Source organism: Paraburkholderia caffeinilytica (assembly GCF_003368325.1).
Lineage (GTDB): Bacteria > Pseudomonadota > Gammaproteobacteria > Burkholderiales > Burkholderiaceae > Paraburkholderia > Paraburkholderia caffeinilytica.
Genome location: NZ_CP031467.1, coordinates 3,926,271 through 3,951,419, shown reverse-complemented (window position 1 = coordinate 3,951,419; position 25,149 = coordinate 3,926,271). Strand labels below are relative to the sequence as shown.

Annotated in this window: 24 protein-coding genes; 14 read left to right on the top strand and 10 right to left on the bottom strand. The window is 63.2% G+C overall.

Going from position 1 to position 25,149, the window contains the following annotated elements:
* Nucleotides 1–30 precede the first annotated feature (30 nt).
* Complete coding sequence (locus DSC91_RS33960; RefSeq protein ID WP_115782857.1) at nucleotides 31–459, bottom strand: carboxymuconolactone decarboxylase family protein; 429 nt, start codon at nucleotides 457–459, stop codon at nucleotides 31–33.
* Nucleotides 411–935: a MerR family transcriptional regulator gene (locus tag DSC91_RS33955; protein ID WP_115782856.1), complete on the bottom strand. Its 525-nt coding sequence runs from the start codon at nucleotides 933–935 to the stop codon at nucleotides 411–413. The genes DSC91_RS33960 and DSC91_RS33955 overlap by 49 nt, the downstream gene beginning before the upstream one ends.
* Nucleotides 936–1,287: 352 nt before the next feature.
* Between DSC91_RS33955 and DSC91_RS33950 the strand changes: the two genes are divergently transcribed.
* Nucleotides 1,288–1,884 carry a ComEA family DNA-binding protein gene (locus tag DSC91_RS33950; protein ID WP_115782855.1) on the top strand — a complete coding sequence of 199 codons (597 nt, stop codon included), beginning with the start codon at nucleotides 1,288–1,290 and terminating at the stop codon, nucleotides 1,882–1,884.
* Between the two features lie 179 nt (nucleotides 1,885–2,063).
* Complete coding sequence (locus DSC91_RS33945; protein WP_115782854.1) at nucleotides 2,064–2,492, top strand: YidB family protein; 429 nt, start codon at nucleotides 2,064–2,066, stop codon at nucleotides 2,490–2,492.
* A 179-nt stretch (nucleotides 2,493–2,671) separates the two neighbouring features.
* On the opposite strand, the gene clpB is transcribed toward DSC91_RS33945, so the two are convergent.
* Together clpB and DSC91_RS33935 are read right to left on the bottom strand one after the other, a co-directional pair.
* The gene (clpB, locus tag DSC91_RS33940; protein WP_115782853.1) at nucleotides 2,672–5,269 is read right to left on the bottom strand and encodes an ATP-dependent chaperone ClpB; all 2,598 of its coding nucleotides are present in this window, start codon (nucleotides 5,267–5,269) and stop codon (nucleotides 2,672–2,674) included.
* Between the two features lie 146 nt (nucleotides 5,270–5,415).
* Nucleotides 5,416–5,889, bottom strand: a complete 474-nt coding sequence (locus DSC91_RS33935; protein ID WP_115782852.1) for an Rrf2 family transcriptional regulator — start codon at nucleotides 5,887–5,889, stop codon at nucleotides 5,416–5,418.
* Between the two features lie 304 nt (nucleotides 5,890–6,193).
* Here DSC91_RS33935 and DSC91_RS33930 point away from each other — a divergent pair, with 304 nt between their 5' ends.
* Together DSC91_RS33930 and DSC91_RS33925 are read left to right on the top strand one after the other, a co-directional pair.
* On the top strand, nucleotides 6,194–6,760 hold the full coding sequence (locus DSC91_RS33930; RefSeq protein WP_115782851.1) for a group III truncated hemoglobin: 567 nt from the start codon (nucleotides 6,194–6,196) through the stop codon (nucleotides 6,758–6,760).
* 31 nt (nucleotides 6,761–6,791) lie between these two features.
* A complete protein-coding gene (locus DSC91_RS33925; protein WP_162831498.1) occupies nucleotides 6,792–7,049 on the top strand; it encodes a hypothetical protein in 258 nt (85 codons plus the stop codon).
* Here DSC91_RS33925 and DSC91_RS33920 read toward each other — a convergent pair.
* From DSC91_RS33920 to DSC91_RS33895, 6 genes are all read right to left on the bottom strand, one after another.
* Nucleotides 7,046–7,522 (bottom strand): molybdenum cofactor biosynthesis protein MoaE, encoded by a 477-nt coding sequence (locus DSC91_RS33920; RefSeq protein WP_115782849.1) that lies wholly within the window; start codon nucleotides 7,520–7,522, stop codon nucleotides 7,046–7,048. The genes DSC91_RS33925 and DSC91_RS33920 overlap by 4 nt on opposite strands.
* Nucleotides 7,523–7,619: 97 nt before the next feature.
* Entirely contained in the window at nucleotides 7,620–7,877 is a 258-nt protein-coding gene (gene moaD, locus DSC91_RS33915) for a molybdopterin converting factor subunit 1 (protein WP_115782848.1), read from the bottom strand.
* Between the two features lie 26 nt (nucleotides 7,878–7,903).
* Nucleotides 7,904–9,136, bottom strand: a complete 1,233-nt coding sequence (locus tag DSC91_RS33910) for a molybdopterin molybdotransferase MoeA (RefSeq protein WP_115782847.1) — start codon at nucleotides 9,134–9,136, stop codon at nucleotides 7,904–7,906.
* A 248-nt stretch (nucleotides 9,137–9,384) separates the two neighbouring features.
* Nucleotides 9,385–10,836 carry a threonine synthase gene (gene thrC / locus DSC91_RS33905; RefSeq protein ID WP_115782846.1) on the bottom strand — a complete coding sequence of 484 codons (1,452 nt, stop codon included), beginning with the start codon at nucleotides 10,834–10,836 and terminating at the stop codon, nucleotides 9,385–9,387.
* Nucleotides 10,837–10,843: 7 nt separating this feature from the next.
* A complete protein-coding gene (locus DSC91_RS33900; RefSeq protein WP_115782845.1) occupies nucleotides 10,844–12,175 on the bottom strand; it encodes a homoserine dehydrogenase in 1,332 nt (443 codons plus the stop codon).
* 85 nt (nucleotides 12,176–12,260) lie between these two features.
* Complete coding sequence (locus DSC91_RS33895; RefSeq protein ID WP_093632628.1) at nucleotides 12,261–13,508, bottom strand: pyridoxal phosphate-dependent aminotransferase; 1,248 nt, start codon at nucleotides 13,506–13,508, stop codon at nucleotides 12,261–12,263.
* Between the two features lie 577 nt (nucleotides 13,509–14,085).
* Here DSC91_RS33895 and DSC91_RS33890 point away from each other — a divergent pair.
* The 10 genes from DSC91_RS33890 (at nucleotide 14,086) to DSC91_RS33840 (ending at nucleotide 25,087) form a co-directional block, all read left to right on the top strand.
* Nucleotides 14,086–14,463: an Mth938-like domain-containing protein gene (locus DSC91_RS33890; RefSeq protein ID WP_115782844.1), complete on the top strand. Its 378-nt coding sequence runs from the start codon at nucleotides 14,086–14,088 to the stop codon at nucleotides 14,461–14,463.
* A gap of 263 nt (nucleotides 14,464–14,726) precedes the next feature.
* The gene (locus tag DSC91_RS33885) at nucleotides 14,727–16,508 is read left to right on the top strand and encodes a glycosyltransferase family 39 protein (protein WP_115782843.1); all 1,782 of its coding nucleotides are present in this window, start codon (nucleotides 14,727–14,729) and stop codon (nucleotides 16,506–16,508) included.
* A gap of 25 nt (nucleotides 16,509–16,533) precedes the next feature.
* Entirely contained in the window at nucleotides 16,534–16,905 is a 372-nt protein-coding gene (locus DSC91_RS33880) for an SMR family transporter (protein ID WP_054034531.1), read from the top strand.
* A gap of 256 nt (nucleotides 16,906–17,161) precedes the next feature.
* Entirely contained in the window at nucleotides 17,162–18,313 is a 1,152-nt protein-coding gene (locus DSC91_RS33875; RefSeq protein ID WP_115783607.1) for a DegT/DnrJ/EryC1/StrS family aminotransferase, read from the top strand.
* 6 nt (nucleotides 18,314–18,319) lie between these two features.
* A complete protein-coding gene (locus DSC91_RS33870) occupies nucleotides 18,320–19,363 on the top strand; it encodes a glycosyltransferase (protein ID WP_115782842.1) in 1,044 nt (347 codons plus the stop codon).
* Nucleotides 19,360–20,307 (top strand): formyltransferase, encoded by a 948-nt coding sequence (locus DSC91_RS33865; RefSeq protein ID WP_115782841.1) that lies wholly within the window; start codon nucleotides 19,360–19,362, stop codon nucleotides 20,305–20,307. Before DSC91_RS33870 ends, DSC91_RS33865 begins: the two co-directional genes overlap by 4 nt.
* A complete protein-coding gene (locus DSC91_RS33860) occupies nucleotides 20,304–21,350 on the top strand; it encodes a bifunctional UDP-4-keto-pentose/UDP-xylose synthase (protein ID WP_115782840.1) in 1,047 nt (348 codons plus the stop codon). The genes DSC91_RS33865 and DSC91_RS33860 overlap by 4 nt, the downstream gene beginning before the upstream one ends.
* 10 nt (nucleotides 21,351–21,360) lie before the next feature.
* Nucleotides 21,361–22,254, top strand: coding sequence for a polysaccharide deacetylase family protein (locus DSC91_RS33855; RefSeq protein WP_115782839.1), 894 nt, complete (start codon nucleotides 21,361–21,363; stop codon nucleotides 22,252–22,254).
* Between the two features lie 149 nt (nucleotides 22,255–22,403).
* Nucleotides 22,404–22,865 (top strand): peroxiredoxin, encoded by a 462-nt coding sequence (locus DSC91_RS33850; protein WP_115782838.1) that lies wholly within the window; start codon nucleotides 22,404–22,406, stop codon nucleotides 22,863–22,865.
* Between the two features lie 347 nt (nucleotides 22,866–23,212).
* Nucleotides 23,213–25,087: a PhoH family protein gene (locus DSC91_RS33840; protein ID WP_115782837.1), complete on the top strand. Its 1,875-nt coding sequence runs from the start codon at nucleotides 23,213–23,215 to the stop codon at nucleotides 25,085–25,087.
* The last annotated feature ends 62 nt before the right edge of the window (nucleotides 25,088–25,149 follow it).

Below are 25,149 nucleotides of genomic sequence, written 5' to 3'. Positions count from 1 at the left end.
CGCACCCTGCAGCCGCCCTTATCTTCTGTCTCAAGCCGCCTGCGCCTCCTTCGACGCCGTTGCTTCCGCCAGCGCCAGATCGTGCCGCTCGAAAATCTCCCGCGCCGCAAACAGCGCGTTCAGCGCCGCCGGAAAGCCCGCATAGAGCGCCATCTGCATGAAGACCTCGACAATCTCCTCGCGCGTGCAGCCGACGTTCAACGCCGCCTCGATATGGACCTTCAACTGCGGCTGCGCGCAGCCGAGCGTCGCCAGCGATGCAATCGTCGCGATTTCGCGCGCGCGCAGGTCGAGTTGCGGCCGGCTGTAAATGTCGCCGAAGCCGAATTCGATCAGCAGGCGTCCGAAGTCCGGCGCGATCGGCGCAAGCGCGGCGATCACCTGCTCGCCGGTCGAGCCGTCGATTTCCTTCAGTTTGTTCCAGCCTCGGGTGTAGCGATCGTTTTGTGCGTGTTCCATGGTGAGTCCTTCTCCGAATGCGAAAGTGATTGGGTTTCGTCGATCTGTCGTGTCGGCGCGCTCGCGACGGGCGGCCGCTCGGCGGCCGTCGGCCCAGCAGGCTGCTGCCCTGCGGTCTCGTAGTAGGCGATTTTGTCGATGATCGCGCCGAGATTGCTCTGCAACTCGGCGATCCGCGCCAAAACGGCATCCCGATGCGCCACCAGCATGTCGCGGCGCTCGCCCACCGTAGGCTGACCTTCTGCCCGCAGCGCCGCGAACGCCTGCATCCCGGCGATCGGCATGCCGGTCGCCTTCAGACGCATCACGAAAAGCAGCCAGTCGAGATCGGCCGGCGAATACAGGCGATGCCCCGCCTGGGTGCGCCCCACCGCCCGAATCAGGCCGGCCTGCTCGTAATAACGCAGCGTGTGAGTCGAGACGCCGATCGTTTTGGCGACCTCGCCGATCGTGAGTGCTTTTGACATTTTCGACATGACGGAACTCAGGTTAGGACTTCGAGTGCACTCTAAGTCAAGTGGAAGACGCTGTCATTTATCTCCTCTGCCGTCATTTACGATGGGGTGCGTCGATCGATAACCTCATAACGGCTTAATCGCCACGCAAAAGCTTCAAATATTGTTTAGCCTGATTTACTTGTCATGAATCGATCGGTATAAATCGTCGGCGTTTGCAAATAAGGGCGCGCAATTTGTTCTATGCTTAAGCGCAGTGAAAGCTGACAGGATGCGCCGTCCCCGAGTCGTCCAGAGTCGTCCAGAGTCGTCCCGAGTTGTCCCGAGTTGTCCCTTAGCGGCTAACTTTTTTGCCCACAATGGAGTGCTTGTCATGCTGAAGAAGCTTTTGATGCTTTGCGTTGCTTTGGCTTTGTCGCTGTCGGCCGGATTTGCCGCGGCCGTCGAAGTGAATTCCGCCGATCAGGCGGCGCTCGAATCGGTCAAGGGCATCGGCCCGGTGCATGCGAAAGCGATCATCGACGAACGCACCAAGAACGGCCCGTTCAAGGATGCCGACGATCTCGCCGCGCGCGTCAAAGGCATCGGCACCAAATCGGTGACCAATCTCGAGGCGGCCGGCCTGACGATCAACGGCTCGTCCACGCCGCCTACGGGCACCAAGGCTGCAGCGAAGTCCAGTAGCACCGCGAGCACCAAGGCGGCGCCGGCCGCCGCTCCTGCGGCGACTACCGCGGCCGCGCCAGCAGCACCAGCGGCATCGGCTGCGCCTGCCGAGGCATCCGGCACCAAGGCATCGAAGTCGAAGAAGAAGAGCAAGGCCGCGGCGTCCGACGCAGCGGCTGCTTCCGCGCCGGCCACGGCGGCCGCGGCCAGCGCGCCGGCCGACGCATCCGGCGCCAAGGCTTCGAAGAAGAAGGCGAAGAAGAGCAAGGCTGCTTCGGCTGCCGCAGCCTCTGGCGGGGCGTAAACCGGGTTGAGTGGCGGCAGCACGGCGGCGGCCGCGCCGGTCACGCGTGATGCGCGCATGAGGCACACGTCGGCGCGGCCCCGCTTCCGTCCACTTTCCTTCCATCTGCGCCGCGCAACCGCGCGGCGTTTTCACCCGCCGACTCGTCGAACACGGGTCGGCATTCAAGAGAGACCGTCATGAGCCTACTCGACACTATCGGTTCCCTGGTTGGCAAATCGCCTGAAGGCGGTGGCCAGCAAGCCCTCATTTCAGCCGCGCTGGAGTTCGTCAACAACCAGCCGGGCGGCCTCAACGGCCTGATCAGCAACTTCAAGGAAAAGGGCCTCGGCGACGTCGTGTCGTCGTGGGTCAGCAACGGCGAGAACCAGGCGATCTCGCCGGATGCGCTGCATAGCGTGCTCGGCTCGGATGCTGTCGCCAGTCTCGCAGCGAAAGCCGGTGTGCAGCCGGATCAGGTCACTGGTCTGCTGTCGCAGATTCTGCCGCATGTCGTCAACGCGGCGACGCCCAATGGCGAAGTGCCCGCCGAAGGCCAGGTCAACGCGAGTAGCGTGCTCGGCGCGCTCGGCAGTCTGTCGTCGCTGTTCGGCAAGGACAACGCGTAACGCCGAACGTATCGGCCGCCGCGCTGATTCGGCCGCACCGCGGCAAATAAAAAGGGCAACGAATCGTGATTCGTTGCCCTTTTTTCATGCGTCCGTCAGGGGCGCTTCAACCGCCGCCGCTCTGTCAGCGCTGCGATTCCGCGCTGCGATACGCGCCGCAGAGCCGACCAGAACAGCACTTAATGCACGACGCGGTCGAACACCAGCTTGCCGTCTTCCACTTCAACCGGGATCACGTCCTTCGGACCGAACTTGCCGGCGAGTATCAGCTTGGCGACCGGGTTCTCGATCTCCTGCTGGATGGCGCGCTTCAACGGCCGCGCCCCGAACAGCGGATCGTAGCCGACCTTGCCGACGTACTCGAGCGCCGCGTCCGACACCACCAGTTGCATGTCGAGCCTGGCAAGCCGTTCATGCAGACGTTGCAGCTGAATCCGTGCGATCGACTGGATGTTCGAACGATCGAGCGCATGGAACACCACGACGTCGTCGATCCGGTTCAGGAACTCGGGCCGGAAGTGCAGCTTCACCTCTTCCCAGACCGCGTCCTTCACCGCTTCCTGCGGCTCGCCGACCATCGCCTGGATCACCTGCGAACCGAGGTTCGACGTCATCACGATCACCGTGTTCTTGAAGTCCACGGTACGGCCCTGACCGTCAGTCATGCGACCGTCGTCGAGCACTTGCAGCAGAACGTTGAACACATCCGGATGCGCCTTCTCGATCTCATCGAGCAGGATCACGCTGTACGGCTTGCGGCGCACGGCTTCGGTCAGGTAACCGCCTTCCTCGTAACCGACATAGCCCGGCGGCGCGCCGATCAAACGCGCGACGCTATGCTTCTCCATGAATTCGCTCATGTCGATGCGGATCAGATGATCTTCCGAATCGAACAGGAACGACGCCAGCGCCTTGCACAACTCGGTCTTGCCCACCCCGGTCGGCCCCAGGAACAGGAACGAACCATACGGCCGGTTCGGATCCGCCAGACCCGCACGCGAACGGCGAATCGCATCCGCCACCGCGGTGATCGCTTCGTCCTGACCGACCACGCGGTCGTGCAGTTTCTCTTCGATCTGCAGCAGCTTTTCGCGCTCGCCCTGCATCATGCGCGACACCGGAATCCCGGTGGAACGCGACACGACTTCAGCGATTTCCTCCGCGCCGACCTGCGTGCGCAACAGCCGCGGCCGGGTCGGGTTGTTCTGCTCCTTCGCTTCGGCCTGGGTCACTTCCTTCAATTGCGCTTCCAGACCCGGCAGCTTGCCGTACTGCAACTCGGCGACCTTCTCCAGCTTGCCTTCACGCTGCAAGCGAATGATTTCCGCACGCGTTTTTTCGATATCTTCCTTCAACTGCGCGCTGCCCTGCACCGCTGCTTTTTCCGCGGTCCAGATTTCTTCGAGGTCCGAATATTCGCGATCCAGCCGCTCGATTTCTTCTTCGATCAGTTGCAGACGCTTTTGCGACGCTTCGTCCTTTTCCTTCTTGACGGCTTCGCGCTCGATCTTCAACTGGATCAAACGACGGTCGAGCCGATCCATCTCTTCCGGCTTCGAGTCGATTTCCATCTTGATCTTCGAAGCGGCTTCGTCGATCAGGTCGATGGCCTTGTCCGGCAGGAAACGGTCGGTGATGTAGCGATGCGACAGTTCAGCCGCTGCAACGATCGCCGGATCGGTGATATCGACGCCGTGATGCAGCTCGTACTTTTCCTGCAAACCGCGCAGGATCGCGATGGTCGCCTCGACCGACGGTTCGTCGACCAGCACCTTCTGGAAACGGCGCTCGAGCGCGGCATCTTTTTCGATGTACTTGCGATATTCGTCGAGCGTGGTGGCGCCGACGCAATGCAGCTCGCCGCGCGAGAGCGCCGGCTTGAGCATGTTGCCGGCGTCCATTGCGCCTTCGGCCTTGCCCGCGCCGACCATCGTGTGAATTTCGTCGATGAACACGATGGTCTGGCCTTCGTCCTTCGCGATGTCGTTCAGCACGGCCTTCAGGCGTTCTTCGAACTCGCCGCGATATTTCGCGCCGGCCAGCAACGCCGCCATGTCCAACGACAGCACGCGCTTGCCTTTCAGCGTTTCCGGCACTTCGCCGTTGACGATACGCTGCGCGAGCCCTTCGACGATCGCGGTCTTGCCCACGCCCGGCTCGCCGATCAGCACCGGATTGTTCTTGGTGCGGCGTTGCAGGATCTGGATCGAGCGGCGAATTTCGTCGTCACGGCCGATCACGGGGTCGAGCTTGCCGGCCCGCGCACGCTCGGTCAGATCGACGGTGTACTTTTTCAGCGCTTCACGCTGGCTTTCGGCGTCCTGGCTATGCACTTGCGAACCGCCGCGCACCGCCGCGATCGCGCTTTCCAGCGACTTGCGCGACAGGCCGTGCTGACGCGCCAGACGGCCGGCTTCGCCTTTGTCGTCGGCGACCGCGAGCAGGAACATCTCGCTCGCGATGAAGGTGTCGTCGAGTTTTTGCGCTTCCTTGTCCGCCTGGTTCAGCAAGCCGGTCAGTTCGCGGCCGATCTGCACGTTACCGTCGGTGCCCTGCACCTGCGGCAGGCGCGTGATGGCGTCGTTCAGCGCGGTTTGCAGCGCCTGGACATGTACGCCGGCGCGCGAGAGCAGCGACCGCGCCGAACCATCCTGCTGCGCGACGAGCGCCGCCAGGACATGAACCGGTTCGATGTATTGATTGTCGTGACCGACGGCCAGACTCTGCGCGTCGGCCAATGCTTCCTGGAATTTAGTGGTAAGTTTGTCGATTCTCATCAAGAGACCTCCAATTTTCGATTACCACCAAAATGAGGTGTTTTACGCAGGTTTCAAGCGGTTTTTTGCATCGAGAAACAACTATTTAACATTTGACGCGCGAGAACTGCCAAGCCGGCCTGCGGGCGGCCGGCGCTGCGCCGCCGCTAGGTGCTGACCGGCACGATCGGGATGACGGCGCTCAGGCCGAGCAGCGCAGTCAGCGGACCGTTCGGCTCGGCAACCTCGCCGATGGTGTGACGGTCGAGTTCGGCGAGGAACGCGTTGCGCGCCGCCTCGAACGCGCCGCGCAGCTTGCAGTGCGCCGCAATGACACAGGCCCGGCGCTCAGTTTGCTGGTCCGGGAAGCAGCTCACCAGCGCAAAGTCGCTCTCCGTGGCCCGCACGATCTCGCCCACGGTCAACGCACTGGTTTGCTCGGCGAGCCGCAGGCCGCCGTTGCGCCCGCGCACCGTCTCGACCCAGCCGAGTTCGCCGAGTTGCTGCACCACCTTCATCAGATGGTTCTTGGAGATCCCGTACGCGTCCGAGATGTCCTGAATGGTCGATAAGCCTTCCTTGCGAACGGTGAGGTACAGCAGGACGCGTAATGAGTAATCCGTATAGTCGGTCAGTCTCATAAGTGCAGGTGCCACGATGAGCGCAAGCCGCGATCCGGGGGATAACCGCGTCGATGCAAGGGTTGCCGGGGGCCGTCGCTTCGCCCTAAGATGCGGGCGTTACGCATGTTTTATTATTCTGCGCTGACAGTCGGTATTTGTCTTTCGGCAGTAATGGTAGCGTTTCCCGCATAGGTCATTCATACGAAAAGCGGGGCATTCGTGGCCTACTTCTTTTTGTTTGGACACAGTTTGAGGCCATTCCTGACGGTCTGTGGCGCCATGTGGCGATTCACAATGAATAACCGCATTATCTGGAATTTGCATGAATCCGTCTTTTCCCGCCGCGCCGGTTGTCGAGCGCAATGCCGAGCCTACTGAGGCGAATATTCGCGATCTCGTCTACGGCTTTTACGACCGTGTGCGCGCCGATCCACTGCTGGGCCCCGTGTTCGAGGCGACGCTGGCGGGCCGCTGGGATGACCATTTGCCCAAGATGTGCACGTTCTGGGGCAGTCTTGTGCTGGGCGCGAAGCAATACCGCGGCAATGTGCAGCAGGCGCATCAACCGCTCGAGGGCGTCGAGCCGCAGCATTTCAGCCGCTGGCTGTATCTGTTTCTGGATACGGTGGAGTCGCGCTATCAGCCGGCTGCCGCGATCCGCTTCATGGAACCGGCGCTGCGGATCGCGCAGAGTTTGCAGTTGAGCCGCTTCGGCTGGGATTACAAGATTCCGGCGGAACAGCAGGCGTTGCTGGAGCGCGTCGCGCCGAGGCGTCCGCGCGGCGATGATTCGCACGATCCGGGCGATCCGCATGCTCCGGGCGCCTCGGCGCGGCGGCCTGGCGAACCTTTCCCAACGCGGATCATTGGCAAGGCGAAGACGGACTGACGCCGGCGCCAAAGAGGTGGTTCAGGGCCGCATGAAGGCGGTGACGCGCCCGGGAGGCCAGAAGCTTCCGCAGGATTTCAGAAGTTGCCCGAAGTTGTCCGAAGCTGTCAAAAATTACCAGAAATTGCTGAAAGTGCTGAAAGTGCTGAAAGTGCTGAAGGTGCTGAAGGTGCTGAGGGTGCTGAAGGTGCCAGAAGGTGCCGAACGAGCAACGAAGATGCGCTGTAGCGTCTCAGGCGTGCCGCACGGCCAGCTTCAACCCGCTCATCGAATACCGGCGCCCTCCTAATCCGCTTCCCGGTTACCCGATTCAATCCCCCATCGGGCCAGCGCCGCGTCGTCGGTGACGCGGGCATCGACCCAGCGCTCGCCCGCTTCGGTCTTCTCTTTCTTCCAGAACGGCGCCTGGGTTTTCAGGTAGTCCATCACGAACTCGCACGACGCGAAGGCGTCGCCCCGATGCGCGGCGGTGGTCGCCACCAGCACGATCTGCTCAAGCGGATAGAGCTTGCCGACCCGATGCACGATCAGCACCTCGATCCCCGGCCAACGCTCGCGCGCACTCACGACAATCGCTTCCAGCGACTTCTCCGTCATGCCCGGATAGTGCTCGAGCTCCATGGTTTCGACCGCGTTGCCGTCGTTCAGGTCGCGCACGGTGCCGACAAAACAGGCCACCGCGCCGATCTTCGGATTGCGCGCGCGCAACGCGGCGACCTCGGCGGTGAGGTCGAAGTCTTCCGTCTGGACGCGAACGGGCATCTCTGGCTCCTGTGCGGCTTGGCGAGGGTTAGCGTGGGTGGCGTGGGTGGCGTGGGTGGCGTGAATGGTGTGGTTTCGAGCGACGGCTCGGCACGTGTCAACCGCCGGTGACGGGCGGAAAGAACGCGACCTCGCAACCTTCAGTAATGCGCGTGCCGGCATCTGTCATCACGTGATTGCAGGCCATGCGCAGCGCGCGGCCTTCGGCGAGGGTATCGGCCCAGATGCCGCCGCGCACGCGCAACCAGGCGCGCACGTCGCCGACGGTCGCAATGCCGTCGGGCAGATCGACCGCTTCGCCGGCGGTTTCGAGCGCTTCGCGCACGCTTGCAAAATATCGGAGTTGAATCTTCATCGGAAAACCGCCGGCTGTTGCCGGCCTCAGTTCAGCAATTCGGAAAAGGGGATGAAACGCACGGTCTCGCCGATGCTGATCGCGTGGTTCGGCGGATTGTCGATCAGGCCATCGCCCCATACGGTCGATGTCAGCACGGCCGAGCTCTGATTCGGAAACAGATCGAGCCCGCCGGCCGGATTGATGCGCGCGCGCAGGAATTCGTTGCGGCGGTCGGCCTTCTTTTGCGAGAAATCCGCACGCAGCGACAGCGCGCGCGGCGCCACCGCCTTCATACCGGCCAGCAGCAGGACGAACGGTCGAACGAACAGCAGGAAGGTCGCGAAGCTGGAGACAGGGTTGCCCGGCAGGCCAATGAAGAAGGTTTCGGCCGAGGCAGCCGCATCGGTCTGCTGCGCGGCGCGGCGCACCGCGCCGAACGCGAGTGGCTTGCCCGGTTTCATCGCGATCTGCCACATCGACAGGCGTCCCTCCGCCTCGACGGCCGGTTTGACGTGATCCTCCTCGCCGACCGACACGCCGCCGCAGGTGAGGATCAGATCGTGCGCTTGCGCGGCTTCGCGCAGCGTTGCGCGGGTTGCATCGAGCTTATCGGGGACGATGCCGTAGTCGGTCACCTCACAGCCCAGTTTTTCCAGCAGGCCGCGCAGCGTGAAACGGTTCGAATTGTAGATCGCGCCGGGTTTCAGCGGCTCGCCAGGCATGGTCAGTTCGTCGCCGGTAAAGAACACCGCGACTTTTACCCGGCGGCGCACCTGGAGTGCGGCGCAGCCGACCGAGGCGGCGAGTCCCAATGCTTGCGGCGTCAGGCGCGTGCCTGCCGGAAGGATGATCGAGCCGCTACGGATGTCCGCACCCTGGGCCGTGATCCATTCGCCCGGTGACGGGCTGTGGAGGATCGTGACGTCGTTGCCGGCGGCCTCGGTTTGCTCCTGCATCACGATGGCGTCGGCGCCCGGCGGCACCGTAGCGCCGGTGAAGATGCGCGCCGCCGTGCCGGGCTTTAACGGCTCGGGCGCGTGACCGGCCGGTATGCGTTGCAAGACCGGCAGGCGGCGGTTGCCGTCACTCGCCAGATCTTTCGTGCGGATCGCGTAGCCGTCCATCGCACTGGTGTTCATTGGGGGGACGTCCAGCGGCGACATGACGTCTGCCGACAGCACGCGGTTGAGCGCGTCCAGCGTGGGGATCGATTCCGTGCCGTCGATCGGGCTCGCTGCGCTGAGCAGGGTCGCCAACGCTTCGGCGGTGGAAAGCATCGGAGCGCGGGGCGTTGGTGTGGACATCTCTGGTCTCGAAGCCGCTGGTTAAAAGAATATTGTAGCGGTCGATCGTGATGGCCGGTGGCGGCCTGGCGTTATGGCGGAGTTTATTGCCTGCGCGGCGCCGGCTCGCCCGTGGGCCTGCGGGTGTGGGTCTTTCTTTGCTTTCTTATTGGTTTGAATTATTAGCGTCGCATCGAGCGCGAAGCTGTCGCGCCCGATGCTCACGGCGTTGTTCGCCGGTGTTATTCGCCGGTGTTCGCGACGATAAAGTCCTTCACACGCTGGACGTCCGCCGGCAGCACTTCGAATCGTTGCGGCAATGATTCCAGGCCCGAGAACGCGGCCGGGCGTTCCGGTTCGCGCTGCAACGCTTCGCGGATCGTTTCGCCGAACTTGATCGGTTGCGCCGTCTCCAGCACGATCATCGGGATGCCTGCCTGCAAATGCTCGCGCGCCACCTTCAGACCGTCTGCCGTGTGCGTGTCGATCATCGTGTCGTAACGCTCGAAAACGTCGCGGATCACGTCCAGACGGTCCTCGTGGCTGCTGCGGCCCGACACGAAACCGAATTCCTTCACGCGTGCAAAATCGCCGCTCGCCGCGAGGTCGAAACCGCCCTTCTCTTCGACGTCGCGGAACAGTTGCAGCACGCGCGCCGGATCGCGGCCCAGCAGGTCGAACACGAAACGCTCGAAGTTCGATGCCTTCGAAATGTCCATGCTCGGGCTGCTCGTGTGGTACGTCTCAGCCGCCTTGCGCACACGGTAAATACCCGTGCGGAAGAACTCGTCCAGCACGTCGTTCTCGTTCGTCGCGACCACCAGTTTCTCGATCGGCAAACCCATCATGCGCGCGATGTGACCGGCGCACACATTGCCGAAATTGCCCGACGGCACCGTGAACGACACGCGCTCGTCGTTCGACTGCGTCGCGGCAAAGTAGCCCTTGAAGTAGTACACGACCTGCGCCACCACACGCGCCCAGTTGATCGAGTTGACCGTGCCGATCTTGTACTTCGCCTTGAACGCGTGGTCGTTCGAGACTGCCTTCACGATGTCCTGGGCGTCGTCGAACACGCCCTCGACCGCGATATTGAAGATATTCGGGTCCTGCAGGCTGTACATCTGCGCGGTCTGGAACGCGCTCATCTTCCTGTGCGGCGAGAGCATGAACACGCTAATGCCCTTTTTGCCGCGCATCGCGTATTCCGCCGCGCTGCCGGTGTCGCCCGACGTCGCGCCCAGAATGTTCAGCGTCTCGCCGTGTCTGGCCAGCGCGTACTCGAACAGGTTGCCGATCAGCTGCATCGCCATGTCCTTGAACGCGAGCGTCGGACCGTTCGACAGTTCCAGCAGCGACAGCGGCGCGCCGTTCTCGACGCCCAGTGTCTTCAACGGCGTGATCTGCGCGGCGCTTTCGTCGTCGCGCACGTGGCAGTACGTCTCGGCCGTGTAGGTCTTGCGCGTCAGCGCGCGCAGGTCCTCGGCGGGAATATCGTCGCTGAATTTCGACAGGATTTCGAAGGCGAGATCCGCGTACGGCAGCGTGCGCCAGCGCGCCAGTTCATCCGCCGTGACGCGCGGATATTCGGCCGGCAGGTACAGGCCGCCATCTTTGGCGAGACCGCCCAGCAGAATGTCGGAAAACGTATGGCGCTCGCCGGCTCCGGCGCCGCGCGTAGAGAGGTAGTTCATAGTCGGCCTAGTTCAGCGCTTCCATGCGCAGCTTCGTGACTTGCGAGACAACGGTCTTCAGCGCTTCGATCGTTTTGATCGCGGCGTTGACGTGCTTTTCAACCGTTTCGTGCGTAATCAGGATGATGTCGGTTTCGCCCTTGCCGTTCGCATCGACCTGCTCCGATTCCTTCTGCAGCAGCGCGTCGATCGAGATGCCCGTATCCGCCAGAATGCGCGTGATGTCGGCCAGCACGCCGGTCACGTCCGCGACACGCAAACGCAGGTAGTAGCCGCTCGTCACTTCTTCGATCGGCAGGATCGGCGTGCTCGACAGGCTGTCCGGCTGGAACGCCAGATGCGGCACGCGATGCTCCGGGTCCGCCGTATGTAGACGCGTCACGTCGACCAGGTCGGCCACCACAGCGGATGCCGTCGGCTCCGCGCCCGCGCCCTTGCCGTAGTACAGCGTGGAGCCCACCGCGTCGCCGTGCACGACGACCGCGTTCATCGCGCCTTCGACGTTCGCCAGCAGGCGTTTTTCCGGAATCAGCGTGGGATGCACGCGCAATTCGATGCCCTTGTCCGTACGGCGCGAGATGCCGAGCAGCTTGATGCGGTAGCCGAGTTCTTCAGCGTATTTGATGTCGATTGCCGCCAGCTTGCTGATGCCTTCGACGTACGCCTTGTCGAACTGCACCGGCACGCCGAACGCGATCGCGCTCATGATCGTCGCCTTGTGGGCGGCGTCGACGCCTTCGATGTCAAAGGTCGGATCGGCTTCGGCGTAGCCCAGTTCCTGCGCGGCCTTCAACGCGGTCGCGAAGTCGAGCCCGCGGTCGCGCATCTCCGAGAGGATGTAGTTCGTCGTGCCGTTGATGATGCCGGCGATGTACTGGATGCGATTGGCCGTGAGCCCTTCGCGCAGCGCCTTGATGATCGGAATGCCGCCCGCCACCGCCGCTTCGAACGACACCATCACGCCGTTGGCGCGCGCCGCTTCGAAAATCTCCGTGCCGTGCACCGCGAGCAGCGCCTTGTTGGCCGTGACCACGTGCTTGCGGTTGTTGATCGCGCGCAGGACGAGGTCGCGCGCCACGCCCGTGCCGCCGATCATTTCCGCCACGATATCGATCGACGGATCGTCCACCACCGCGTTGAAGTCATCGGTCAGCGCCACGGTGCCGGCTTCGCTGCCGAGCGCCGCGGTCGCCTTGGCGGGATTGCGCACGGCAATGCGCGCAATCTCGATGCCGCGGCCCGCGCGGCGTTTGATTTCTTCCTGATTGCGGCGCAGTACCGTGAAGGTGCCGCTGCCTACCGTGCCGAAGCCCAGCAGTCCAACTTTGATCGGTTCCATGCAGCGTGTGTTTTCGAGTAAGTGATTAAAAGGAAACTGAGGAAACTGGGGCTGGCAGCGGCGCGCGCAAGGCGCGCCGTCCATCTCAAGCCGTGTGGCGTTTGCGGTAGCCGTCGAGGAAGCGCGCGATCCGGTTGATCGAATCCGCGAGATCGTCCACGTTCGGCAGGAACACAACGCGGAAGTGATCCGGCGTCTTCCAGTTGAAGCCGGTGCCTTGAACCAGCAGCACCCGCTCTTCCAGCAGAAGGTCGAGGATGAACTGCTGGTCGTCCTGGATCGGATAAATCTTCGGATCGAGGCGCGGGAACATATACAGCGCCGCCTCGGGCTTCACGCAACTCACGCCGGGGATGGCCGTCAGCATGTCATACGCGAGTTCGCGCTGTTTGTACAGGCGCCCGCTCGGCACGATCAGGTCGTTGATGCTCTGATAGCCGCCGAGCGCGGTCTGGATCGCGTACTGGCCGGGCACGTTCGGGCACAGGCGCATCGAGGCCAGAATGCCGAGCCCTTCGAAATAGTCTTTGCCGTTGCGGCGGTTCTCGCCGGTCAGACCCGAGATGAACATCCAGCCGGCGCGGTAGCCGCACGAACGGTAGCTCTTCGAGAGACTGTTGAATGTGACGGTGAGCACGTCTTCGGAGAGCGCGGCTACCGACGTGTGCTTCTTGCCGTCGTAGACGATCTTGTCGTAGACCTCGTCGGCGAAGATCACGAGGCCGTGCTGGCGGGCGATCTCGATCAGGCCGAGCAGCAGCTCGTCCGAATACAGCGCGCCGGTGGGGTTGTTCGGGTTGATGACGACGAGCGCACGCGTATTCGGCGTGATTTTCGCGCGAATGTCGTCCAGATCCGGCATCCAGCTGTTCGATTCGTCGCAGATGTAGTGCACCGGCGTACCGCCCGACAGGCTCACGCCGGCGGTCCACAGCGGGTAATCCGGTGCGGGCAGCAACACTTCGTCGCCGTCGTTCAGCAGGCCCTGCAGCGCCATCACGATCAGCTCGGAGGCGCCGTTGCCGATGTAGATGTCGTCCAGCTCGACGCCATGCACGCCTTTTTGCTGGGTGTAATGCATGATCGCCTTGCGCGCGGCGAACACCCCCTTGGAATCCGAGTAGCCGGACGAGCCCGGCAGATTCAGGATCATGTCCTGGATGATTTCATCCGGCGCGTCGAAGCCGAACGGCGCGAGATTGCCGATGTTCAGCTTGATGATGCGGTGGCCCTCTTCTTCGAGCCGCTTCGCATGTTCGAGGACGGGCCCGCGAATGTCATAGCAGACATTCAACAACTTGTTGGATTTGAGAATCGGTTTCACGGCGGGCACTTCATCCTGTTGATGGGCTTGGGCGAACAAGCGGGGGCGAAAAGCTGGGACCCGAGCAAGTCCGCCGATACGGGGAATTATGACGCGGCACACCCGCCAGACGCGAATCGGGCCGCCAGACGCGGATTGGGCCGGCTATTGGGCCGGCTATCGGGCCGACTCTTCGGGCCGCTCAGGCGCGCGTCCGGCGGATTGCGCCGGTGCAGCAGCCAGATAGGCGAAGGCAGACGAAAAGCAAACCCAAAGCGGGCAAAAAACAGTCGAAAAGCAGACGAAATGCGGGCAGAACCAAGGCAGGTAGCCGATGGGCCGCGCCCGTGCCTTCAAGGCGGCTTATGACAGCACATGAGGGGACACTTGAGCGAGGGGCGCCGCAAGGCGGCTAAAAAGTTATAATTTAGCGGATTTTGGCCGACTTCCGCAATGCACCAACCGCAACGGCAAGCCTTTTCGGCCGCTTCTGTGTCACTCGCTGTGCCACTCGCGTGTCCCACTCGCGTCAAACCGCCCTGCTTCCGCTCTGCCCGGTCAGGCCGCCAACACGCATGATGTCTCACGACGACTTCGGAAAACGAATTTGAAACTACATCAGGATTCCAGCGGCGCCCTCAACACCGTCACCGGTTATGGCGCCGGCTATGTCGAAATCAATCTGGTGCGCCACGTCGGCAGCATTCTCCTGCTGCCGCAAGCCCCCGTCATCCCTTGGCCCGTCTCCTCGTTCGACGACCTGAGCGCCGACCATTTCGCCATGCTGGTGGACGCCGCGCCCGAAGTGGTCGTGTTCGGCAGCGGCGACCGGCTGCGCTTCCCGCATCCGCGCCTGACCGCCGCGCTCACCGCCAAACGCATCGGCGTCGAAACGATGGACTTCAAGGCCGCCTGCCGCACCTACAACATTCTGATGGCCGAGGGCCGCAAGGTCGCGGCCGCACTGCTGATCGAAGCGCAGTGACGCCCCACGGGTGCCAGACGGGAGTCAGACGGGCGCCAAGCGGGCGCCGCGAAGGCGGCGCTCAGCCGGTGTCTAACCGTCGTGCAGGCGCAGGCGGCCACGCACAGCGTGCGCAGCGCGCGCGGCCGCCGGACCCGACCCACCGCTCGCCGCGTCACCGCCGATAACGTACACTGCGCGCCATTGGCGCCATGCTGGCGATCGCCATTCTCGAATAACACTGCCTCGCTGCCCACGCGGCGTCGCCAAAAAGGTTGAAATCCATGAACGATACGCCGACAAGGCTACCGCTCAACCGCACCACAATCCTGCTGCTGGTGCTGGCCCTCGCCGTAATCTGGTTCGTGCCGCTCGGCTGGCGCCATCTGCTGCCGAGCGACGAAGGCCGCTACGCCGAAATGGCGCGCGAGATGTTCATCACCGGCGACTGGATCACGCCGCGCTACAACGGCTACAAGTATTTCGAAAAGCCGCCGCTGCAAACCTGGCTGAACGCGCTCACGTTCGCGTGGTTCGGGATCGGCGAATGGCAGGCGCGGCTCTACACCGCGCTGACGGGCTTCGCGGGCGTGCTGCTGATCGGTTTCACCGGCGCGCGCGTGTTCAATGCGGCGACCGGCGTGTTCGCGGCGATCGTGCTGGCCACGTCGCCCTACTGGAACCTGATGGGCCACTTCAACACGCTCGACATGGGCTTGTCGTTCTGGATGGAGCTGACGCTCTCCGCGCTGCTGCTGGCGCAGCGCCCCAACCTGCCGGCCGCCAGCGTGCGGGCATGGATGTGGGTGTGCTGGGGGGCGATGGCGCTGGCGGTGCTGTCCAAGGGCCTCGTCGGCCTGATCCTGCCGGGCGCCGTGCTGGTGCTGTACACCCTGATCGCACGCGACTGGGCCTTGTGGAAGCGCCTGCATCTGATCGGCGGCCTGATCGTGTTCTTCGCGATCGTGACGCCATGGTTCGTGCTGGTGCAGCAGCGCAACCCGGAATTCCTGAACTTCTTCTTCATCGTTCAACAGTTCAAGCGCTATCTGACGCCCGAACAGAACCGCCCGGGGCCGTTCTATTACTTCGTGCCGGTGCTGCTGGTCGGTTTCCTGCCGTGGTTGTCGGTGACCTTCCAGAGCGTGCGCCACGCGTGGCGCCTGCCGCGCCAGCCCAACGGCTTCGCGCCGGTCACGCTGATGCTGGTGTGGACCGCGTTCATCTTTCTGTTCTTCAGCGCGTCGCACTCGAAGCTGCTCTCCTACACGCTGCCGATCGCCCCGCCGATCGCCCTCGTCATCGGCATGTATCTGCCGCTCGTGACGCGTGACCAGCTGCGCCGCCATCTGGCCGGCTATGCGCTGTTTCTCGTCGTGGCCGCGTTTGCCGCGCTGTTCATGTCGCGCTTCGGCAACGCGCGCAACCCGGCCGAGCTGTATGTCGAATACCGCAGCTGGGTGCTGGCGGCCCTCGGCGTCGCCTTCGTGCTCACGCTGGTCGCGCTGTGGCTGAACCGTCGCAGCCGCGCCGGCGTGCTCGGTGCCGTCGCGAGCTTCGGCGCGGCATGGCTGCTGCTCGGCACGATTGCCGGCACGGGCCACGACGTGTTCGGCCGCCTGAGCTCCGGCGCGCCGCTCGCGCCCGCGATCAAGGCCGAGATCGCAAAGTTGCCGGCCGATACGCCGTTCTACTCGGTCGGCGTGCTCGACCATACGCTGCCGTTCTACATCGACCACACGATGATCATGGTCGAACACCCTGACGAGCTGGCGTTCGGCGTGTCCGTCGAACCGCAGAAATGGGTGCCGTCGGTCGACGCGTGGATCGAGCGCTGGAAAGCCGAGCGCTACGCACTCGCGCTGATCCCGCCGCCCACTTACGACAGGCTGCTCAAAGAGGGGCTGCCCATGCAGGTGATCGCGCGCGACCCGCGCCGGGTGGTGGTGGTGAAGCCCGCGGCGGTGGACGCGCCCGCATCCGGCACGTCCGGCGCTGCGACGCAAAACACACCGGCGCCTGACGCACCCGCGGCACCCGCGCCAGTGGAAAAACCACAACAATGACCCCATCTCAGGAACTGACCGTTCGATGAACCCGATTTCCCTCTTTTGTATCCTCGCAGGCGTCACGTTGAACGCCGGCGCGCAGTTGCTGCTGAAAGCCGGAACGAATGCCGTTGGACACTTCGAATTCACCCGTGCGAACATCCTGCCCATCGCCTTTCGCCTCGCGACCCAGCCGCCGATCATCGGCGGCCTGGCCTGCTATGTGATCAGCGTGGGCGTATGGGTGATCGGGCTTTCGCGGGTGGACGTGTCGATTGCCTATCCGATGTTGTCGCTCGGATACGTCGTCAACGCGTTCGCGGCGTGGTATCTATTCGGCGAGGTGATGTCGGTACAGAAGCTGGTCGGGATCGGTGTCATCCTGATCGGCGTCGTCGTGCTGGCGCGCAGCTAGGCGGCGCGGCCCCGGCAGCGACGTGCCGGGCTCGGTTCATTACCGTTTATTGCCGGCGCCGATGCGCGCGCCGCGAAAATGCCGGCGGAAAAAGATGCGGTAAGCCGGACACCGCCGCCGGCTAAGTAAAACGTAAGGTTGGCCGCGGTAAGCTTTGCGGTTGCGCCCTTTTTAGTCGTGGCCTTGGGTTTGCGCGTAATGTGTGATCTACTTCGCGCCCTTCGGGCTGCGCCCCTTTCAATCGAGCGAAGCATTCATGAGCCAGTCAACAGTCCCGTTCCTGCCGTTTGTCAAACCTGAGATCGATGAAGAAACGATTCAGGGCGTCGCCGACGTGCTCCGCTCCGGCTGGATCACGACCGGCCCGCAGAACCAGAAGTTCGAAGCGGCGCTGTCCGAATTCTGCGGCGGCCGCCCCGTGCGCACGTTCAATTCCGGCACCGCGACGCTCGAAATCGGCCTGCGCATCGCCGGCGTGGGCGAAGGCGATGAAGTCATCACCACGCCCGCGTCGTGGGTCGCAACCAGCAACGTGGTCTACGAAGTCGGCGCGACGCCGGTATTCGTCGACATCGATCCGGTCACCCGCAACATCGACCTGAACCTGCTGGAAAAGGCCATCACGCCGCGCACCAGGGCGATCATTCCGGTGTACCTGTCGGGCCTGCCGGTCGACATGGGCCGGCTGTACGAAATTGCCCGCGCCCACAAGCTGCGCGTGATCGAAGACGCCGCGCAGGCGTTCGGTTCGACATGGAAAGGCGAGCGCATCGGCAAGATCGGCGATATGGTGTCGTTCAGCTTCCACGCGAACAAGAACCTGACCTCGATCGAAGGCGGCGCACTGGTGCTGAACAACGAGGAAGAAGCGATCCTCGCGCAGAAGTACCGCCTGCAAGGCATCACCCGCACCGGCTTCGACGGCATGGACTGCGACGTGCTGGGCGGCAAGTACAACCTGACGGACGTCGCCGCGCGCGTCGGCCTCGGTCAGCTGCCGCATCTGGAGCGCTTTCTCGCACAGCGCAAAAAGCTCGTACGCGCCTATTTCGCCGGACTCGAAGGCGGCGCGGCGGTCAAGCTGGGCATCGGCCTGCCGTTTGCCGACTTCGAAAACAGCAACTGGCACATGTTCCAGATCACGCTGCCGCTCGAGAAACTCTCGATCGACCGCGCGGGCTTCATGGGCCAGTTGAAGGAACGCGGCATCGGTTCGGGCGTGCATTACCCGGCGATTCACCTGTTCTCGCTGTACCGCTCGAAGGGCTTCAAGGAAGGCATGTTCCCGCACGCGGAGCGCTTCGGCGCCACCACCGTCACGCTGCCGCTGTTCACGCTGATGAACGAGGGCGACGTGGAGCGGGTCTGCCGCGCGGTCAATGAAATTTGCGAACAATACGGAAAATAAGCGGAAATGAGTTATTCGGAACATCGCGCCGTCGCACCGGAAGTGTCGATCATCATCCCGGTGTACAACGAGGAAGCCGGGCTGGCCGCGCTGTTCGCGCGCCTCTACCCGGCGCTCGACGCGCTCGGCACCGGCTATGAAGTGATCTTCATCAACGACGGCAGCCGCGACAAATCCGCCGCCCTGCTCGCCGAGCAGTTCCGCGCGCGGCCCGACACGACCCGTGTGATCCTGCTGAACGGCAACTACGGCCAGCACATGGCGATTCTGGCGGGCTTCGAGCAATCGCGCGGCGAGATCGTGATCACGCTCGACGCCGACCTGCAGAATCCGCCGGAAGAAATCGGCAAGCTGGTCAACAAGATGCGTGAAGGTTACGACTACGTCGGCACGATCCGTCTGCAACGCCAGGACAGCTTGTGGCGCCGCAAGGCGTCACGCGCGATGAACCGTCTGCGCGAGCGCATCACCCGCATCAAGATGACCGACCAGGGCTGCATGCTGCGCGCGTACAGCCGGCACATCATCGACACGATCAACCGCTGCGGCGAAATCAACACCTTCATTCCTGCGCTCGCTTACACCTTCGCGCAGAATCCGGTCGAGATCGAAGTCGCGCACGAGGAGCGTTTTGCCGGTGAATCCAAGTACTCGCTGTATTCGCTGATCCGCCTGAATTTCGACCTGGTCACCGGTTTCTCGGTGGTGCCGCTGCAATGGCTGTCGTTCATCGGCGTGATCCTGTCGCTCGGGTCCGCGGCGCTGTTCGTGCTGCTGCTGATTCGCCGCTTCATCATCGGCGCGGAAGTGCAAGGTGTGTTCACGCTGTTCGCTATCACCTTCTTCCTGCTCGGCGTGATCATCTTCGCGTTGGGCCTGCTGGGTGAATACATCGGCCGGATTTATCAGCAGGTGCGCGCGCGTCCGCGTTATCTGGTGCAGACGATTCTCGAGCAGCGCGACGGCGCCACCGTGACTGAAGCGCCGCGCCAGACGGTCGTGCAGGCCGTGCAGGCCGCGCCGCTGATCGATCAGGGCCCGAATCCATGAAGCCGCGCGCCGTCGTATTCGCGTATCACAACGTCGGCGTGCGCTGCCTGCAAGTGCTGCTCGCACGCGGAGTAGACGTGGCGCTGGTCGTCACCCACGAAGACAGCCCGACCGAAAACATCTGGTTCGGCAGCGTCGCCTCTGTCGCGGCCGGGCACGGCATTCCCGTCGTCACGCCGGCCGATCCGAAAAGCCCGGAGCTGCGCGCCGCGGTGAGCGCCGCCCGCCCGGACTTCATCTTCTCGTTCTACTACCGCCACATGTTGCCGGTCGACCTGCTGGCGCTCGCCGCACGGGGCGCTTACAACATGCACGGCTCGCTGCTGCCGAAGTACCGCGGCCGCGTGCCGACCAACTGGGCGGTGATTCACGGCGAAACGGAAACCGGCGCGACGCTGCACGAAATGGCCGCCAAGCCCGATGCGGGCGCGATCATCGCGCAAACGCCGGTGCCGATCCTGCCCGACGACACCGCCGCGCAGGTGTTCGACAAGGTCACGGTGGCCGCCGAACAGACCCTGTGGCGCGTGCTCCCGGCGCTGCTCGCAGGCGAAGCGCCGCATCTGCCGAACGATCTGTCGCACGGCAGCTACTACGGCGGGCGCAAGCCGGAAGACGGCCGGATCGACTGGACGCAACCCGCGCAGCACGTCTACAACCTGATCCGCGCGGTCGCGCCGCCCTATCCCGGCGCGTTTACCGATCTCGGCGATCTGCGCTTCGTCATCGCCCGTGCGCGCCTGGCCTCGCCCGGCGCGCTTCGCTCGGATTTGCCGCCGGGCCTGCACGTAGGCGATAATGCCGTTTTCGCGATATGCGGCGACGGTCGCGCGATCGCCATCCACGAATTGCGGCATCAGCATGACGGCAACGAAACCGTGGTCACCGCTGACGAATTCGCCCAACTCATCCAAATTCCCCCCCAAACTCCCCGTTACTCATGAAAAAAGTCCTGATTCTGGGTGTGAACGGCTTCATCGGCCATCACCTGTCCAAACGCATTCTCGAAACGACCGATTGGGAAGTCTTCGGGATGGACATGCAGACCGAGCGTCTGGGTGACCTCGTGAATCATGAGCGGATGCACTTCTTCGAAGGCGACATCACGATCAACAAGGAGTGGGTCGAGTACCACATCAAGAAGTGCGATGTGATCCTGCCGCTGGTCGCGATCGCCACGCCCGCCACTTACGTGAAGCAGCCGCTGCGCGTGTTCGAACTCGACTTCGAGGCGAACCTGCCGATCGTGCGTTCGGCCGTCAAGTACGGCAAGCACCTCGTGTTCCCGTCGACCTCCGAGGTCTACGGCATGTGCACGGACGAGCAGTTCGACCCGGAAGAGTCGCAACTGTCGTACGGCCCGATCAACAAGCCGCGCTGGATCTACGCGTGCTCCAAGCAGTTGATGGACCGGGTGATCTGGGGTTACGGCATGGAAGGCCTGAACTTCACGCTGTTCCGTCCGTTCAACTGGATCGGCCCGGGCCTCGATTCGATCTACACGCCGAAGGAAGGCAGCTCGCGCGTGGTCACGCAGTTCCTAGGCCATATCGTGCGCGGCGAGAACATCAGCCTCGTGGACGGCGGCGCGCAAAAGCGCGCGTTCACGGATATCGACGACGGCATCGGCGCGCTGATGAAGATCATCGAGAACAAGAACGGTGTCGCCACGGGCAAGATCTACAACATCGGCAACCCGACCAACAACTTCTCGGTGCGCGAGCTCGCGCACAAGATGCTGACGCTGGCCGCCGAATTCCCGGAATACGCCGAGCTCGCGAAGAAAGTGCAGCTGGTCGAAACGTCCTCGGGCGCGTATTACGGCTCGGGCTATCAGGACGTGCAGAACCGCGTGCCGAAGATCGACAACACGATGCAGGAACTCGGCTGGGCGCCGAAGTCGACCTTCGACGAAGCGCTGCGCAAGATTTTCGAAGCGTATCGCGGCCACGTCGCCGAAGCGCGCGCCCTCGTCGAACAACAATAAGGCCTGATCCTTGGCTCGTATCGTCCTGAAGATCGACGTCGACACGCTGCGCGGCACCCGCGAAGGCGTGCCGAATCTCGCACGCATCTTCGACCGCTTCAAGGCGCGCGCCACTTTCCTCTTCAGCCTCGGGCCCGACCACACCGGTTGGGCGATGCGCCGCGTGTTGCGGCCGGGCTTTCTGAAGAAGGTGTCGCGCACGTCGGTGGTCGAACATTACGGCATCAGGCAACTGATGTACGGCGTGCTGCTGCCGGGGCCGGATATCGGCGTGAAGACCGCCGCGGAAATGCGCGCGATTCACGAGGCCGGCTTCGAATGCGGCATCCACACCTGGGACCACGTGTACTGGCAGGACAACGTGCGTTCGCAAGACCGCGAGTGGACCGAGAAGCAGATGCAGAAGAGCTTCAACCGCTTCGTCGCGATCTTCGGTGCGCCGCCCGTCACGCACGGGGCGGCGGGTTGGCAGATGAACGGGCATGCGTTCGAGCAGATCGACGCGTGGGGCATGCACTATGCGTCCGACGGACGCGGCCACTCCCCGTATCTGCCGGTGGTCGGCGGCAAGCAACTGTCGCATGTGCAGATGCCCACCACGCTGCCCACGCTCGACGAAGTGCTCGGCGTGGATGGCGTCGACGAGCACAACGTCGCCGCATGGATGCTGAAGCACACCGAAAACAATCCGCACGATCAGGTGTTCACGCTGCACGCGGAACTCGAAGGACAAAAGCTCGCGCCGATTTTCGAACAGCTGCTGGGAGGCTGGCGTGCGCAAGGCCACACCTTCGCGACCATGGGTGATTACTACGTCACGCTAGACCGCAGCACGCTGCCATCGTACCCTGTTACGTGGGGCGAAATTCCAGGCCGCTCCGGCGAGTTGATTGTCCAGCCCTGACTGGCCAATCCATAGCCCGCCCTGACGACCCGGCCGCCGCGCGAGCGACCACCACGCGCCAGTCGCCCCTCCCTAGAAGCCTCGATGCCAGGCCGGCGCCGCAACAGTTGCAAGTACTACGACGTCGGCCATAACAACCGGAGAACCTCGTGCCCATCGCAGTCGACCAACCCATCCCCGACTTTACCGCCCCCGCTACCGGTGGCGAGATCACGCTGTCCAAGCTGCGGGGCAAGAAGGTGGTGCTGTATTTCTATCCGAAGGACAACACGCCGGGCTGCACGACCGAAGGTCTGCAGTTCCGCGATCTGTATCCGAAATTCAAAAAGGCCGGCGCGGAGATCCTTGGCGTGTCGCGCGACAGCCTGCGTTCCCATGACAATTTCAAGGCAAAGCTCGAACTGCCGTTTCCGTTGATCTCTGACCCCGAAGAAACCTTGTGCGCACTCTTCGGCGTCATGAAATTGAAGAAAATGTATGGCAAAGAAGTGTGTGGGATCGAACGCTCCACGTTCCTGATCGACGCCGAAGGCGTGCTGCGCCAGGAGTGGCGTGGCGTGAAAGTGCCAGGGCATGTCGATGACATTCTGGAGGCTGTACAAGCGCTTTGAGGCGCGTTATATTGGGTTCCAATGAGTGCCTGTCCACCCCACATTTTTCGTCGCTACGCCAGACTTGACGGCCGTTTTCCCGGTTCCGTCGAAGTCACGAGGCGCAACGCGATAACCGAAGGCGAGCCGCTTGTCCCGTACGCCGGGGCGGCGGCTTTTTTAATTGCGCGCAGCCGTTCGTTCACTCGGCCACGCGTTTCCGTTAAGGAGCCGATCGAAGACCAGGCGAACCGGCATCTCTAGACCGAATGCGCGCCTCCGGGCGCAAACTGCGTGCGCACTCACTGGCACCGGCAGAATGCGACAGGCGGCGCACGAAATGTGACCCGATCAATTCGAGGGAAACCATGCCTTTGCCTACCCCCCCCAGCAAGCTCGGCAATCTCCTGCCGCCCGACGAATACAAGGCCAAAGCCGCCACGCCGGCGCGCTCCGCCGCGAAGAAACAGGCAGTCGGAGGGGAATCCGCGGAGTCGGCCGATTACGGCCGCGCGAACGTCGCCACACCGATGGCGCACGCCGCCAATGCCGCGACCACTTTGCGGCCCGTGCCGGCATCGTCGGCGTCCTCGGCTGCGTCTGCATCCGCCGAGCAGGCTGCACCGGCGCCCCGCCGCAAATCGAAGCAGACCGCCGCATTGCTGCAACCGGTTCCCGCTTCCCGTCCGCAAGCCGAGCCGGCGGTTGTTGCCGCGCCCGCCGCCAAATCGCAGCCGGTCGTCGCGCGCGCGCCAAGTGCGAAAGACCCAGCCGCAAGCACGCCCGCAGCTGTAGCACCCAGCACGCGCGGCACCAGCAAGAAGCGCGGCGCATCCGCCGATCCACTCGAAGTCCAGAAGCTCTTCGTGCTCGACACGAACGTGCTGATGCACGATCCAAGCTGCCTGTTCCGTTTCGAGGAACACGACGTCTATCTGCCGATGATGACGTTGGAAGAACTCGACAACCACAAGAAGGGCATGTCCGAAGTCGCGCGTAACGCCCGCCAGGTGAGCCGCACGCTGGACGCGTTGGTGGCGAACGCCGGCAACATCTCGGACGGCATTTCGCTGGCGCGTCTCGGCAGCCGTGAGGCGTCCGGACGCCTGTACTTCCAGACCAAGCTCAACGCCATCGAGCCGGTGGAAGGTCTGCCGGAAGGCAAGGCCGACAACCAGATTCTCGGCGTGGTGCGCGCGTTGCAGCGCGACCGGATGGATCGCCAGGTCGTGCTGGTGTCGAAAGACATCAACATGCGCATCAAGGCGCATGCGCTCGGTCTGCCCGCCGAAGATTACTTCAACGACCAGGTGCTCGAAGACAGCGATCTGCTGTACTCGGGCATTCGCGCGCTGCCGCAGGATTTCTGGACCAAGCACGCGAAGGGCATGGAGAGCTGGCAGGACACCAAAACCGGCACCACCTATTACCGCGTGACCGGGCCGCTCTGCGCGTCCATGCTGGTCAACGAGTTCGTCTATCTGGAGCCGCAGAACGGCGAGCCGACCTTTCATGCGCTGGTGCGCGAACTGAACGGCAAGACGGCGCTGCTGCAAACCTTGCGCGACTACGGCCACCACAAGAACAACGTGTGGGGCATCACGGCGCGCAATCGCGAGCAGAACTTCGCGCTGAACCTGCTGATGAATCCGGAAATCGACTTCGTGACGCTGCTGGGTCAGGCCGGTACCGGCAAGACGCTGGTCGCGCTCGCGGCGGGCTTGGCCCAGGTGCTCGACGACAAGCGCTACAACGAGATCATCGTGACGCGTGCAACGGTGCCGGTCGGTGAAGACATCGGCTTCCTGCCGGGTACGGAAGAGGAAAAAATGCAACCGTGGATGGGTGCATTTGACGACAACCTCGAAGTCCTGCAGAAAACCGACGACGCCGCCGGCGAATGGGGCCGCGCCGCGACTCAGGAACTGATCCGCTCGCGCCTGAAGGTCAAGAGCATGAACTTCATGCGTGGCCGTACGTTCGTGGACAAGTATCTGATCATCGACGAGGCGCAAAACCTGACGCCGAAGCAGATGAAGACGCTGGTCACGCGCGCCGGCCCGGGCACGAAGATCATCTGTCTGGGCAATATCGCGCAGATCGATACGCCCTACCTGACGGAAGGCAGCTCGGGTCTGACTTACGTGGTCGACCGCTTCAAGGGCTGGGCGCACAGCGGACATGTGACGCTGGCGCGCGGCGAGCGCTCGCGCCTTGCCGATTACGCGTCGGAAATTCTTTAAGTTTCAATACCTTAGCTTCAGCTATAAGCCGCATCCGGATCATCCCCGGACGCGGCTTTTTT